The sequence below is a fragment of the Candidatus Tisiphia endosymbiont of Neophilaenus lineatus genome, from assembly GCF_964264975.1.
GTDB lineage: Bacteria > Pseudomonadota > Alphaproteobacteria > Rickettsiales > Rickettsiaceae > Tisiphia.
The window spans coordinates 492,287-505,929 of record NZ_OZ183649.1 but is presented as its reverse complement, the minus strand read 5'-3'; the positions used below and the strand labels follow the sequence as shown (position 1 = coordinate 505,929).

13 protein-coding genes and 1 pseudogene are annotated in these 13,643 nt (G+C 31.2%); all 14 read right to left on the bottom strand.

Features of this window, described 5'->3' with window-relative positions:
* Positions 1–71 precede the first annotated feature (71 nt).
* The 14 genes and pseudogenes from ACFE3K_RS03060 to ACFE3K_RS02995 all read right to left on the bottom strand — a co-directional run bounded on the left by ACFE3K_RS03060 (position 72) and on the right by ACFE3K_RS02995 (position 13,643).
* Positions 72–728, bottom strand: coding sequence for an SCO family protein (locus ACFE3K_RS03060; protein ID WP_375359314.1), 657 nt, complete (start codon positions 726–728; stop codon positions 72–74).
* 40 nt (positions 729–768) lie between these two features.
* Positions 769–1,749 carry a porphobilinogen synthase gene (gene hemB / locus ACFE3K_RS03055; RefSeq protein ID WP_375359313.1) on the bottom strand — a complete coding sequence of 327 codons (981 nt, stop codon included), beginning with the start codon at positions 1,747–1,749 and terminating at the stop codon, positions 769–771.
* A gap of 336 nt (positions 1,750–2,085) precedes the next feature.
* Positions 2,086–2,394 (bottom strand): annotated as a pseudogene (locus ACFE3K_RS03050) (transposase); the annotation flags it as partial.
* Positions 2,395–2,850: 456 nt separating this feature from the next.
* The gene (locus ACFE3K_RS03045; RefSeq protein ID WP_375359312.1) at positions 2,851–3,105 is read right to left on the bottom strand and encodes a hypothetical protein; all 255 of its coding nucleotides are present in this window, start codon (positions 3,103–3,105) and stop codon (positions 2,851–2,853) included.
* A gap of 102 nt (positions 3,106–3,207) precedes the next feature.
* Complete coding sequence (locus ACFE3K_RS03040) at positions 3,208–3,561, bottom strand: phasin family protein (protein WP_375359311.1); 354 nt, start codon at positions 3,559–3,561, stop codon at positions 3,208–3,210.
* Positions 3,562–3,755: 194 nt separating this feature from the next.
* Entirely contained in the window at positions 3,756–5,810 is a 2,055-nt protein-coding gene (locus ACFE3K_RS03035) for a S9 family peptidase (protein ID WP_375359310.1), read from the bottom strand.
* Between the two features lies 1 nt (position 5,811).
* Positions 5,812–7,443: a proton-conducting transporter membrane subunit gene (locus tag ACFE3K_RS03030; RefSeq protein WP_375359309.1), complete on the bottom strand. Its 1,632-nt coding sequence runs from the start codon at positions 7,441–7,443 to the stop codon at positions 5,812–5,814.
* 40 nt (positions 7,444–7,483) lie between these two features.
* Positions 7,484–7,831 (bottom strand): CPBP family intramembrane glutamic endopeptidase, encoded by a 348-nt coding sequence (locus ACFE3K_RS03025; protein ID WP_375359308.1) that lies wholly within the window; start codon positions 7,829–7,831, stop codon positions 7,484–7,486.
* 665 nt (positions 7,832–8,496) lie between these two features.
* Positions 8,497–9,966: a proton-conducting transporter membrane subunit gene (locus ACFE3K_RS03020; RefSeq protein WP_375359307.1), complete on the bottom strand. Its 1,470-nt coding sequence runs from the start codon at positions 9,964–9,966 to the stop codon at positions 8,497–8,499.
* Positions 9,966–11,372, bottom strand: a complete 1,407-nt coding sequence (locus tag ACFE3K_RS03015; RefSeq protein WP_375359306.1) for a proton-conducting transporter membrane subunit — start codon at positions 11,370–11,372, stop codon at positions 9,966–9,968. Before ACFE3K_RS03015 ends, ACFE3K_RS03020 begins: the two co-directional genes overlap by 1 nt.
* Entirely contained in the window at positions 11,369–11,725 is a 357-nt protein-coding gene (locus ACFE3K_RS03010; RefSeq protein WP_341752284.1) for a Na+/H+ antiporter subunit C, read from the bottom strand. The genes ACFE3K_RS03015 and ACFE3K_RS03010 overlap by 4 nt, the downstream gene beginning before the upstream one ends.
* 36 nt (positions 11,726–11,761) lie before the next feature.
* Complete coding sequence (gene virB9 / locus ACFE3K_RS03005) at positions 11,762–12,508, bottom strand: P-type conjugative transfer protein VirB9 (protein ID WP_375359305.1); 747 nt, start codon at positions 12,506–12,508, stop codon at positions 11,762–11,764.
* Complete coding sequence (locus ACFE3K_RS03000) at positions 12,505–13,206, bottom strand: VirB8/TrbF family protein (protein WP_375359304.1); 702 nt, start codon at positions 13,204–13,206, stop codon at positions 12,505–12,507. Before ACFE3K_RS03000 ends, virB9 begins: the two co-directional genes overlap by 4 nt.
* Before the next feature lie 308 nt (positions 13,207–13,514).
* Entirely contained in the window at positions 13,515–13,643 is a 129-nt protein-coding gene (locus ACFE3K_RS02995; protein WP_375359303.1) for a hypothetical protein, read from the bottom strand.

The following is a 13,643-nucleotide window of genomic DNA, read 5'->3' as shown; positions in this document are numbered from 1 at the left end:
AACTTGTTATTAACAATAATGCAAGAGCAGCAAAAGCAAACAGGTATGAGACTAGTAGATAATTAAACATCTTAATATCTTTTTTGATTTTGCTGCTTCACTCTAATAAAATCTATAATCTCTTGAGCAGAACTATTTAAGTAAAAATGCTTTATATATTTCCCTTGTTGATCCATTAAATAACTAAAAGAAGAATGATCAATCATATAATTTTCACCATCATTTGCTTTAGCATAATACACTTTAAACTTATCAGCCACCTCTTTAATTTGTTGTTCATTACCTGTTAAACCAATAAATTTAGGATTAAAATGCTTTAAATATTCTTTAAGCACTGCTGGAGTATCACGCTGAGGATCTACAGTAATAAAAACAAATTCAACATCAATTTTATATTTATCAAGAGTATTAATGACCTCTGTTAATTTTTGCAAAGAAGTAGGACAAATATCAGGGCAATAAGTAAAACCAAAATAAATTAAACTTAATTTTCCTTTCAAATTATCACTATTAAAAGTCTTGCCGTCTTGATCAGTTAGCTCAAAGTGTCCACCAATTTGCACGTCAATATTATCCTCTCCTCCCTTCCCAGCAAGGGGTTTTTGCGGTATATCAAAAGATAACCAAAAATACAATGACGTAATAGTTATCAATAAACCTACTACTAAGATAATTTTTATAACAATATTAGCCTGACAATTCGAATTAATATTACATTTTTTTTGCATTGTATTCTTCACCTTTGCGATACTATTTTTTTATAACAGACTACTTATTCAATATTTGTGCTACTTCTAATGCAGCATAGCTAACAATGCCCTTTGCTCCAGCACGCTTAAAACATACTAATGATTCTATTATGCTTGCTTGCCAATTTAAGGCATTGGCATCTGCCGCAAATCTTAACATGGAATATTCACCACTTACCTGATAAGCAAATATAGTAGTATTAAAGTTATTGACCGCTTGTGCTATGATGTCTAGAAACATCATACCAGGTTTAATCATAATCATATCTGCACCTTCGGCAAGATCATGTTCTATCTCTAACATAGCTTCTCTGCTATTACGTACGTCCATTTGGTAGGTCGCTTTATTTAGATAAGCTGTCTTATTATTGTTCAATGCATCTCTGAATGGACCATAACAACTTGAAGCATATTTTACCGCATAAGATAGTATATTAACGTTAATAAACCCTTCTGAATCTAGTATTTGACGTATGCCCATAATCCTACCATCCATCATATCAGATGGGGCTACAATATCTACCCCAGCTTTTGCTAAAACTAAAGCTTGATTGCACAAAGCTTTAACCGTTCTATCATTATCTACATCCCCATTATTTAGAATACCATCATGTGCATGGGTAGTGTAAGGATCTAGGGCAACATCACATATTATACCAATATCGATGTTGGCATTTTTTATACTTCGTATAGTTCTACACATTAAGTTGTCTAGATTATATGCTTCATCAGCATTATCGCTTTTTAATTTTGGATCTATACAAGGGAAGAGTATTATAGCATTTATGCCATTTGCATAAGCCTGCCTAGCCGTCAATACTACTTGATCAATAGATAATCTATATATGCCAGGCATAGTTTTGATCTCTTGACGCTGGTTCTCGCCCTCAACCACAAATAATGCTAGCACTAAATCATCCACGCCAAGCCTATTCTCCTCTACTAATTCTCTTAGCCACCGCGTTTTTCTATTTCTTCTTAATCTTATTGTTGGGTACATCACTTTTCCATGTTTTTTTGTTTAATAGCACTAGTCTATTATTTTGCGTTCAAAGCCGCAAGTAGGCTTTTAATTACCCTGTCTTAGGTTCTTATATCTTACAAATGTGTTATAAGTAATTAAAGAGGGTGACTTGAATAGATCTTGACTAAAATAGTCGCTAAGAGAATAAGTACCCTCTTTTTGGTAGTTTACCTTGAACAAATTGCAGAAGGTGGTCTTAAAAAGAGCAGCCTTGCACAATAAGAAGAAGGAGATTATATCATGAATAAAATAATAGGTCTAGACGTAAGTAAAAACTGGCTTGATATATGTGTATTATACCAATTGCAATAATTAACACGGTGTATTTATCCAATCTCTATACATAATTGATTTTACTAAATCTACATTATGAGCAAGTTGATTCCAAGCGTAACAAGCCATAGTAACGATATCTTCATATACACCATAACATTGGTTAGACAAGAAATGATTTTTAATCCATTCCCAAACTTGTTCCATTGCATTAAGTTCCGGTGCATAGGGCGGAAGCGGTATCAAAGTGATATTGCTTGGCACAGTTAGTTTTTTGGCTGTGTGCCAACCTGCATTATCCGTTAGTAAAGCTATATGTCGGTTGCCTTGAATACTGCGAGAAAGCTCTTCTAAGAATTTATACTAATTGCAATAATTAACACCGTGTTAATTATTGCAATTGGTATAAACAGCGAAGCTGTTTTTTTAGAGTAACGCTTCGCGTATCCTAGATTGCCGCGTCGCCGCTTTTTCGCGACTCCTCGCTAATAGACGATCAGCAGCCATTTTAATAGTGGTTATATAAATGTAGGGTACTATGCTTCTATATACTACTATGATTTCAAGAGTTGATAGACGATAGTATAACTTCAAAAAGAGGTAGCATTAGCAAAGTCGAGTGGCGTGGCGTACATGAGTAACGGAGCAGCTGAAATATTTAGGTCGCGAGACCTTAATTCTTGCAGTTCTAGCTGAGTATAAGATGATAAGTGCAACCTGTATCACTTCTGAAATGTATCACTTCTGAAAACAGCCTTATGTTGTCCTTTCAACTAATAAATTAATTTCTTTAGCCAAATCCACCTATTTTGCTGAGCTATTTGGTGTTGATATATTTTGACTTGTTTGTTCTTTTAGTAGTTTACTTTTTTCTTCTATTGAATTAAGAAAGAAATAAGTGCAGGTTAGGAAACCAACTAAAAGCGGTATAAATACAAAGAGAATTGCCTTTAGTTTCCTAGCTGATTCTTCACGATCCAGTCGTTTTTCTCTTTCTTCTTCTGTTTCAACAAATTTATTATCGGTATTTCTGTCAGTATCTAAATTATCTTTTGACATTTCTATAATCTAAGGTTCTCGTGAGTTGTATTGTAATGCTATCTTTAGTTAGCTCTTTAATTTATGCGTATTTAAGTTATAAAATATACCCTTTAATAATTCTTAAGCTTTGTTTTTTATGTTATCACAAGTCTTAGTCATCTCTCCTGTCATACTATTTATGGCATCAAACATTTTCATTGAAATATCAGATGCCATACTGACAAACTCTTTAATGTTATTGATTGAAGTTTCGCAAGTCGACTTAAGGTATTTTTGCTGACATTCGGCTATTTGGTTTAAATCTCCAGAAGTTATTGCATCTTGTGTAGAATTCAGCATATTTATAGCATTGTTTTGAAAATCCTCTGAATTTTTTTGGATCATAGACTGCAGTGATTCAGTAACAATCTGATTTGTTGTAGTAAGTATTTTAGTACTTTTCTTGATAGTATCTGACATAGCAGAAAAATCCATAACAGGTAAGTTTTTTACGGAATTTATGTAAACTTCTGGATTCAGAATTTCATAAAATCTACAAATTGGGCAGTACTATTAGTCATTGTAAATCCTCTAAATTAAGTGATCTATTTATTGTGTAAATCATAAATCTCATGTTACCATTTATAAAAATACAAGTCAATAGCTGGTTAATAATAATCTTAATATAATCAATTGATTATACCAAAAACCCTAAATATAAATATTATATCATCAGCTGCTTCTTTTAGATGATCGAAACGACCAGAAGAACCTTTATGCCCTGAATCCATATTAGTTTTTAGCAATAATATATTATCGTCGAGTTTTGTTGCTCGAATCTTTGCTACCCATTTAGCCGCTTCCCAATAGCCAACTCTAGGGTCAGAGATTCCAGCAGTGATAAATAGACTTGGGTAATTTTGGGATTTTATATTATCATACGGAGAATAAGACTTGATATAGTTAAAATATTCTAATTCTTTAGGATTCCCCCACTCTTTAAACTCACCGGTGGTTAACGGCAATTGTTCATCGAGCATAGTATTTAATACATCAACAAAAGGTACATGGGCAAGTGCCGCTTTAAATAATTCTGGCTGTTTATTAATGACCGCACCAATTAACATCCCCCCTGCACTTCCACCACAAATTACTATATTACCCTGGCTAGTATATTTTTCTTTAATTAGCTCTTTACTAACCGCAATAAAGTCATCGAAAGTTCTTTTTTTATTGAGGAACTTGGCAGCCTCATACCAATCATGCCCGAGATCATCTCCCCCTCTAATATGGGCAAGGGCATAGACAAATCCACGATTTACAAGAGAAATAGCTGTATTCCGGAAGGATACTGGTATGCTAACACCATATGAACCATAGCCATATAAATATAAAGGATTCTTTCCATCCTTGTTAAATAACGATTTTTTATATAATAAGGTAACTGGTACTTTAACCCCATCATTATCAGCAAATATCCTTTCTACCCTATATTCTTCAGGATTAAAGCCACTTGGGATTTCTTGTACTTTCAATATTGACAGTTGCTCACTATTAAAATCATAACTATAAGTGGTGTTTGGTCTAGCAAGTGAAGAATAATTTACTCGAATATCATCTTCATCAAAGTTAGTAGACATGGCTGAGGCAGTAAAAGCAGCATCTGGGAAGTGGATAATTTTTTCATCCTGTTCTTTAAGATGTTTTATTTTAATAACTGGTAATCCTTGATCACGATAATTAACTATCAAATAATTTCTAGTGATGGCAAAGCTTGACAAATATTTATCCGAGTCTTCCGGTATATAATCATTTTTCCATAAATCATTTTGAAAATTATGTACATTTACTAATACTATACGAAAGTTCTTTGCCCCCTCGTTGGTATTAATATAAAAATTATCACCATTATGCTTAACATTATAAAAAATCCCATCCTTTGCAGCTCTAATAAGTTTAGGCTGGAAGCTATGATCACTCATTTCTATAGCATATATTTCATTTTCATTATGACCAGAAATATCAATAAAAATATATTGTCGACTAGATGATTTGCCTGCATTCAACTGATATAATGGATTTGTTATATGATGTACTAACTTATCATTGGAAATTACATCACCTAAAGAGTGGAACATTAATTTATCACAACGAGAATTCTCATTAATCGGCATATAAAAGAATCCTTTCAAACCTTCATGCCAAATTATATGGCGACTAACGTTATCTATTTCATCTGGTAGATATTGTTTGGTCTTTAAATTATAGACTTTAATTGTATATTTCTCATCACCGGTAAAATCAACACTATAAGCTAGTAAAGTATGATCAGGAGAAACGGCTACTTGCCCTACATCAGTAAATTTACTATCTTTGGCAAGAACATTGATATTTAATATAATTTCTTCCAAAGCATCTACTGACCCTATCTTTCGGCAATATATCGGATATTCGGTATTTTCTTCAGTTCTAGTATAATAATAATTATTATCTTTTTTTACATAAGTTGACTGATCAGCAAGCTTAATCCTGACTTTTAATTCTTCAAAGATTTTATCTTTTTCTTCTTGTAACGGCTGAAAAAATTGCTCGGAATATTTATTTTCTGCCTGTAAATATTCTATGATTTCTTTATCGTTAACATTAGGCCATTTGATATCTCTAAGCCAGTGATATTCATCTGTAATTTTCTGACCGTGCAATGTAAAGCTATAATCGATCTTATTAGCTATGGGTGGCTTCATTTTATTCTCCTCTACTACTTGTAATCAATAATATGGTAAAAATAATTAATAATATCATTACTACCAACAAACCGGTTGACTGATTATGCCAAGATTTCATCTTACGTAAAGTATTTTTTTCTACTCTCTTAAAAACAGGGTACTCCGCCCCTAGTCTATCATGAAACCCCTGCCCCACTAAGTGATATTTAGAATAAATACGACGAATATTATTTTCAATAAACTGAAATAAGTCTAAATTTATGTTGGTAGTTAAACGCCTAGAAATCGTTTTACTAAGAACTAAGGCGAATATTATACCTATTACTATAGGTACCATTTGTTTTACTAAATCCAACCAATTTGTATCAATTATTTCAATAGGATAAGATGACCATACTAGTTTCAAACCTTCTTCTAAACAAAAGCTAGTTGCTAATAAAAACGATAGCATGACAAATAAACTAACTTTAGTTAGAATATTTAACTTAAGGTAAAAACCACTAATCAAAGATTTGTATTTAACCGCAGAAAATAAAGCAATGCATGTGACAATCTTGAGTAGGAAAATAGCATAATAATTAATATCTTGCTCCAAAGCATTGGTTACAACAATTTTGGTAACAAAACTAGCAAAAGGAGGCAAGGCTATAATGAACAATACACTAACTATTAAACTAACAAACAACAAATGACTTTTGGGCGAGTAAATTCCTTTTATTTCAGAACAATTTTCTATCTTTTCTTTGTCTATTAATATAGCAACGTATAAACAAAATAAAGCTTTATACAGTATATGGACAAAAAGAAAAACTATGATTCCTAAATTTGCTTGTTGAGATTTTGTGCCAATAGCAATTAGCATGAATCCAAGCTGAGAAACAGTAAGATAACCTACTAATCTTTTGATGTTATCTTCTAAGCAAGAATAAACCCCGCCATATATAATCATTAATAATCCAAAGAATTTAAGTATTTCTAAGCCACTAAATAGTTTAAGGAGTATAATTATCGATATTTTACTAGTAAAGCTAGTTAAATATATCATCCCTGAGCTTGAAGCAAATGGATAGCAATTAACAATCCATCCAGAAAAAGGTATGCTAGCTACATTAATCAAACAACCACAAAGTATTAGAGCATAAAATATAAAACCAGCCTCTTGATTTTCTATCAATGAGGTAAAAGAAATAATTTGTGAACTAGAGGTGTGAGTAATTATATAACTAATCCCTATTAAAATAAGACTACCACTTATAAGATGGGTAAGCAAATATTGTCTTGCTGCTCTAACACTATTTTTGTAATTGCCATGAAAAATCAACAAAGCAGCAAATATCATCATCATTTCTAGAGAAGCAAACAGCGAAACAAAATCCCCAGCAAATAAACAGACCAAAGAACTAGCTGAATATAGGCTACCTATAACTACCTCAAATTTTCTGTTTTTACTTATGGCATATAAGTTAGTAGCCAGCGTTACAACAATAAAAGCAAGTGCTATTAACTTATTTTCACTACTAAAATTAATAACAAAACTATTATTGTATAGATTAACTACCATCTCATCTTTGTTGTTAATTAATAATATGCCAACAACTATAGGATAGATTATTACAATAATATAAAATATTTTATAAAATGCATTTCTCATTATTTAGCCTCAATTTGATGAAGAGATAGGTTAACCTGACTTATATATTTGCAGCAGGATAGCTAAATAACATTAAGTGGAATAAATTTAATCCAAAATGCACCATCATTGCACATATGATCCTATTTGTTTTATCGTAAGTATATCCGTAACATAAAGCACAAATCGTGGCTAATATTATATAAATGCTACCCCCTTGAAAATGAGCTAAACCAAATATAAAAGATGCAATAATAATATGAGCATTTTTACCTCTTATCCCTAAAATATTAAATCCTGCAAGTGGTTCTAATAAAGTTTTTAAGGTATTCTGTAAGAATCCACGAAAAATTACTTCCTCTGCCATACATACAAAGAATAAGTTATTAATTGCCCAAATCAATAACACATTTGGTATCTTCGGATCGAATTTTACATATCCACTAATAAAAGCAGGGATTAAAACTCCTGCAATACAAAGTAAAAGAAAACAAGCTGTTTGTTTTAAAGATTTTACATCTATAGTTTTCTCTAAAATATAAAAATTACTTATAGATATAGAGTATTAGTGCAGACATAGTCTTGTCAAAATTTAAAAACATAGAAAATGGACGTGACAACTCAGAAAGCTGGACTTTATTTAAAACTAATATATTAAAGAAGCCTGGTATTAAATGAAAAGCAAATCCAGCTATGAAAGAGGATATTCCTATAAAGAATAGAATTTTTAAAACTTTATTGACATTATTAAGGTGAAAATATAAGTATGTCATTATACTAAAGCAACACAACAAAGTTAATCCAACGATATTTATTACGCCCTGAGATAATCCTACAATATTTGTTATAATGATGCTTATGTATAAAAACTTTTTATCTCTATGAAACAATGCAATAATTATTGTAATAATTAATAAAATATAAGTTATGTTCATCTGATTCCTTTATATTTGTGTTAAGTTATTTTAGCACCCCTGTTTTGGTGCTAGATATAGAATGTCTAAAACACCCTTCCTGTCTATTTCTTTAGATTGCCGCATATGCGAGAATGACATCAATTCTATCACCACGAATTCAAGTTATAAATACAAAAAACTTCTTAATAAAAATCTGTATAAAATAAAATAATACCACCATGCACGAGCATATAACTAAACTCAATAGCATAGAATTAGGTAATTTATTTTCTATAGAAAATATTTTTGAATTATTATCAATAGGCTTATAAATAAATATTATCAGCTTTGCTAAATACAGTGCAGAGAACAGCGTACTTAAAGCTAGTACTACCATAACTAATATTTGATTTTGTTCTGCAGCAGCTAACATAATATAAAATTTACTAATAAAACCACCAAAAGGAGGAATGCCTATTAAGGATAAACTGGCAATAAGTACCATAAGGCTAGTTTTTGGCATTTCTCTACCAGCATTGATCAGGTCAGAGACTTGGTTAGTTTTCTTTAAGATATAAATACTTCCCATCCCATAAAACAAACAGATTTTAGTGAATGAATGTGAGGATAAATGTAGGATAGAAGCTCCTATAGATTTTGAGGTAAACATGAAGCTACTCAATAAAGCTATCCCTAACTGGTTAATCGTAGAATAGGCTAGAATCTTCTTAATATTATCACTAGTTAAGGCTTTAAAGGAACTATAAAATATGGTGATAATAGGAAAGAAAAGAATCCAATTAAATTCTGCAAAAATAGATTGTAAATATTTAAGACCAAAAATATATATCAGAATCTTATAGATACAAAAAAGCCCAGTTTTAACCACTACCACCGCATGTAGTAAGGCACTTACTGGGTAATGTGCTACCATTGCTGCTGGTAACCATTGATGCAAAGGGTATAAGGCTGCCTTCGATATGCCAAAAATAAACATTAATAATAAAATTATTATTTGATTCCTGGAAAAATAATGTTCGATAAAACCTTGTGATGTAAAATCACCATGCCCTGCTTTAGCATAAATAATTATTAAGGCTGGCAAGAATAGTAATATCCCCGAGATCATCAATATTTTTAAATATTTATAGACCCCGACCATAACTTTATCTCCACCACTATGACCAATTAATGGAGCAGTTGATAATGTTAATATTTCATAAAAAATAAACATAGTAAAAAGATTTGAAGATAATGCTACCATCCCACCAGATAACACACTTAGATTAATGAAGAATAGAAAACGACTGGAATTATCAATATTATTAATTGCCAAATATTTGGTGGTGTAAATTAACTCACAAATCCATAAGAAACTCAGTAAAGTTAAGAAAATGAGACTGAGTGCTTCTAAATGCAGCCCTATAGAAAAATTACCATATATGTTTATTGACAGATTTGCTTTTACACCTTTCAGAAATAACCAATCAATAATTAAAATATTGACAAAAAAGAAGCTGCTAATAGTAATTAATAAGGAGTTACGCGTATTATTATCACTATTACTAATAAAGGGAGTAACTAAATTTAGTATAGCTAGCAGTAAAGTTGATAAAATCAAAAAACTAGGGGTAACAGAAGGGTACATTACTGTCCCCCTAATATTTGTAATTGGTTTAAGAATATTGGTAGAAAAAATTGTATTATACTAATAAAAATTAGTCCACAATACTTAGTGTTCGATTTTAATTGTGTATAATCATAGTGATCCCAACATAGTTTTTTGGCAATTTTATAATGATAAAGTAACGACATAGCAGAACTTATGACAATAATAACAAACTCTAGCCACATATCTTCCACAACCAACAACTCAAAAATACTAAGCTTAATGAAAAACATACTACTTATTGGCAAACCACAACTGCAAATTAGGCTCAAAACTACCAAGACCCGCCATAACATATTCAACGGTTTCGAAATATCAGAATAAGCAATGATCAGAAATAAAGCAATCTTATTAATACTATCAGCAAACAAAAAGGGAAATAACAGTGATTCACCTCTAGGAATAACTAAAAGCAAAAACATATAACCAATTTGTACCGCCGAAGAATATATAACAATATTTCTAACTTTTTGACTTCTGTAAGCAAAATATGTACATAAAGTAGTAGTTATCAAAGCGATTAAGCTGATAAAATTTGATAGATACTTAATGATCACATTGTAATCAATAGTAAAATGAATGAACCGCAAGATTATATAAATACCAATTATACTGGATATACTAGCAAGATATGTCAGAATAACCGGAGCAGCTGAACTATAGGCTCTGATCATCCAAAAATGCATAGGGAAAAAAGCTGTTTTTAGTATAGAGCCAATCAGAAAAAAACTAATGCCTAACATCACTATTTTGGAGTCATAATGCGTCTTAAGAAGCATTGAAACGTCTAACATATTAAGGCTGCCTATGCTGCTTAATAAAAATCCAATGCCTATTAATATCAAAGTTGCCCCAACCGTACCGAGCATCAGATAATCAAAAGCACCGATGACAGCCTTGGGGTTATTACCCTGTGCCATTAGTGCATAGGTACTTAATGAAGATATTTCAATGAATACATAAAGATTAAAGAGGTCATTAGTACTTAATATACCAAGATAGCCGCTATGGGCAAATAATAGAACTGCGTAAAATAACGATTGCCTTTTGTTATCAATAAATTTAAGTACGGTAGTTGTAAGCAATTTGTTACAAAAAATTAGAAAAAATAATAATACGCAATTAATATAGATGATTATAGGTTGGTTCAGATAATCTAGCTTATATTCAATACCTATAGGACCATGCCAATCACCAAAATCATATGACACCGCACCTTTATTAATTGCTGATAAACCACAAATACTTAAAAATAAACTTAGTGCAATCGAAATAACTGCTATAATTCGAGTGGCAAGCCTATAGCGAAAAGTGAGTATTGAGAATAACGCTCCAAAAAATGGCAGCAATACTTGCAAAGCAGGAAAATGTTTAATTAATGTCATTCACTTCGATCATTAGTCGTTTCACTAAAATTAATCTCACTTTCTGATATAGTATTAAATTGCTTAGAAATACGGTAAATCAAGCTAAGACCCAATGATAAAGTAGCAAATCCAACAACAATAGCCGTGAGCATTAACACCTGAGGGAGTGGACTTGAATAGCTATGTAGTGTTGTACGTTCAATTGGTACAATACCTCCACTTACCTTACCAAGCATAAGGTAAAAAATTAGCACCGAACTTTGCATTACACTAAGCCCAATAATTTTACGAACATAATTATCACTGGTTAGCATTATAAACAAACCACTAACTAACACTAGTAGTGTAAAAAAATATAAAATTTTTGAGATATATATAGTTTCTAAAAACATTGCTACTTAACTTAATTAATACGGCTTAAATGCTTCATTAAACACACATACTATTTTTTTACCATGACGTATTGACAGCTTGTGAAATACTTGTTCAATAATCACCATATTAGCGTTATCTTGTGAGAGTCTATAATTTACCATCGACTCTCTAAGAGCTTCATCAACTGCAAAAATAGCTGGTAACTCAGCATTTTTATCTCTGAATTGTAGGTAAGTATACACTCCATCATCAAAAATTTTAATTGGTGCAATCGATTCATTACCACTTATGGAATAATTAAAATTATATTTTTCAGGATGCGATAAATCAAGGTTAGCTGAAGATGTAACGTAATTTTGTAAGTGATCTCCAGAATTTTCATCATCAGGATAAATAAACCTTAAATTAAAAACCATATCTGGATCTCTCATATCTAAGGCTTCTGTAGCATATAGTTCAAAAAAGTAAGTTCGCTTATTAGTAATAAGCGTCATATTAGTTGTAGCATCTTGTTCCATCGGTTTAATGAATATCCTATGCCCCGCTGGTACTATTTGCCAAGAAGTGGTATCTCCCATGGAAATACTAACTATTTCTTCATCATTTGCTAGCTCTATACTAGCCTGATAACCATAATATCCAGTAAACTTAAATACATCATCAGGACTATAAACCATTACCCTGATTCTACTATCAATCGGCATTGGTCTAGATTCCCTAACGGCTAACGCAGTATTTACAAAAAATACTGCTATAAAAAATATTATTAGTTGCTTCATCTTATTTTTTTACTTTTATCTTCTATTAACTTAAGTTTGTAACCAGTAACAGCAAAATTAAATCTTGAGTTAGGCGGTAGATGTATATTAATTGCATCTATTTCAAAATTTATTGTAGCTTGCCACACCATATTTTCTAAAATATCATTAGAAGCGTTTTTTGCCAAAGATGTAAATGTAACTTCAGCCTTATTATTTTTATGATAAACCACTGATGATATATTAACAGAACGCTTTAAGGACTTTTGGTAACGCATAACTGGAGACGATGGATTGTCAATATTCATAAAATTGGCAAATTGTCTAAATATTATACGCGTAGAATTATTTTGCATAAATATATACTGAGGACGAAGTAAGTCATAGTCATATGATTCTCTATGTATAACGTAATTTCTAATCATAATATCTGCAATAGAATTAATTGCATTATGCTTAATATGATTAGCGTTAGTTATTGTTACACTTTTAAGGGATTTAGCACTAATTGCGTATCTCACCTGACGCTTTACTGGTAATAAAGTCTCAAAATTAATCACCACACTTAGAAATAATACAAAAAGAACTACACTAAATATCAACAAAAATGTTCTGTGTACAAGTGGATATATATATTCAAAATTATACCATCTTTTCGCATCAACAAAATATTCACCAGACTTAATATATTCTTGAACAGAATTTAACAGCTTATCCATTAGTTTTAAATAATTGCTTACCTATATCGGATTCTAACACATATTAGAAAAGATGTTATAATTTTTTATAAAAATTATTCTTTTATACTAATTGCAATAATTAACACGGTGTTATAAAATGGGTTTTTAACTGATAAATAGGTACTCAAATAGCTAGGTTAATATTACCGCAAGGTTTTGAAGGTCATGATTTTATAAAAATGATGAAACATGAGCCGCATGGTCGAAATGCGTATACGTTTATTGGCGATGTATCACCTTCAATTAGGCAAATCTTTTAAAGCCATATCTGATACCAATTGCAATAATTAACACGGTGTATTTATCCAATCTCTATACATAATTGATTTTACTAAATCTACATTATGAGCAAGTTGATTCCAAGCGTAACAAGCCATAGTAACGATATCTTCATATACACCATAAGGCACCGTCAA

Excerpts from the sequence above, each read along its gene's own strand:
- ACFE3K_RS03030 (WP_375359309.1), bottom strand. The coding sequence starts at position 7,443 with ATGAGAAATGCATTTTATAAAATATTTTATATTATTGTAATAATCTAT.
- ACFE3K_RS03000 (WP_375359304.1), bottom strand. The coding sequence starts at position 13,206 with ATGGATAAGCTGTTAAATTCTGTTCAAGAATATATTAAGTCTGGTGAA.
- ACFE3K_RS03060 (WP_375359314.1), bottom strand. The coding sequence starts at position 728 with ATGCAAAAAAAATGTAATATTAATTCGAATTGTCAGGCTAATATTGTT.
- virB9 (WP_375359305.1), bottom strand. The coding sequence starts at position 12,508 with ATGAAGCAACTAATAATATTTTTTATAGCAGTATTTTTTGTAAATACT.
- ACFE3K_RS03020 (WP_375359307.1), bottom strand. The coding sequence starts at position 9,966 with ATGTACCCTTCTGTTACCCCTAGTTTTTTGATTTTATCAACTTTACTG.
- ACFE3K_RS03035 (WP_375359310.1), bottom strand. The coding sequence starts at position 5,810 with ATGAAGCCACCCATAGCTAATAAGATCGATTATAGCTTTACATTGCAC.
- ACFE3K_RS03040 (WP_375359311.1), bottom strand. The coding sequence starts at position 3,561 with ATGGATTTTTCTGCTATGTCAGATACTATCAAGAAAAGTACTAAAATA.
- hemB (WP_375359313.1), bottom strand. The coding sequence starts at position 1,749 with ATGTACCCAACAATAAGATTAAGAAGAAATAGAAAAACGCGGTGGCTA.
- ACFE3K_RS03045 (WP_375359312.1), bottom strand. The coding sequence starts at position 3,105 with ATGTCAAAAGATAATTTAGATACTGACAGAAATACCGATAATAAATTT.
- ACFE3K_RS03015 (WP_375359306.1), bottom strand. The coding sequence starts at position 11,372 with ATGACATTAATTAAACATTTTCCTGCTTTGCAAGTATTGCTGCCATTT.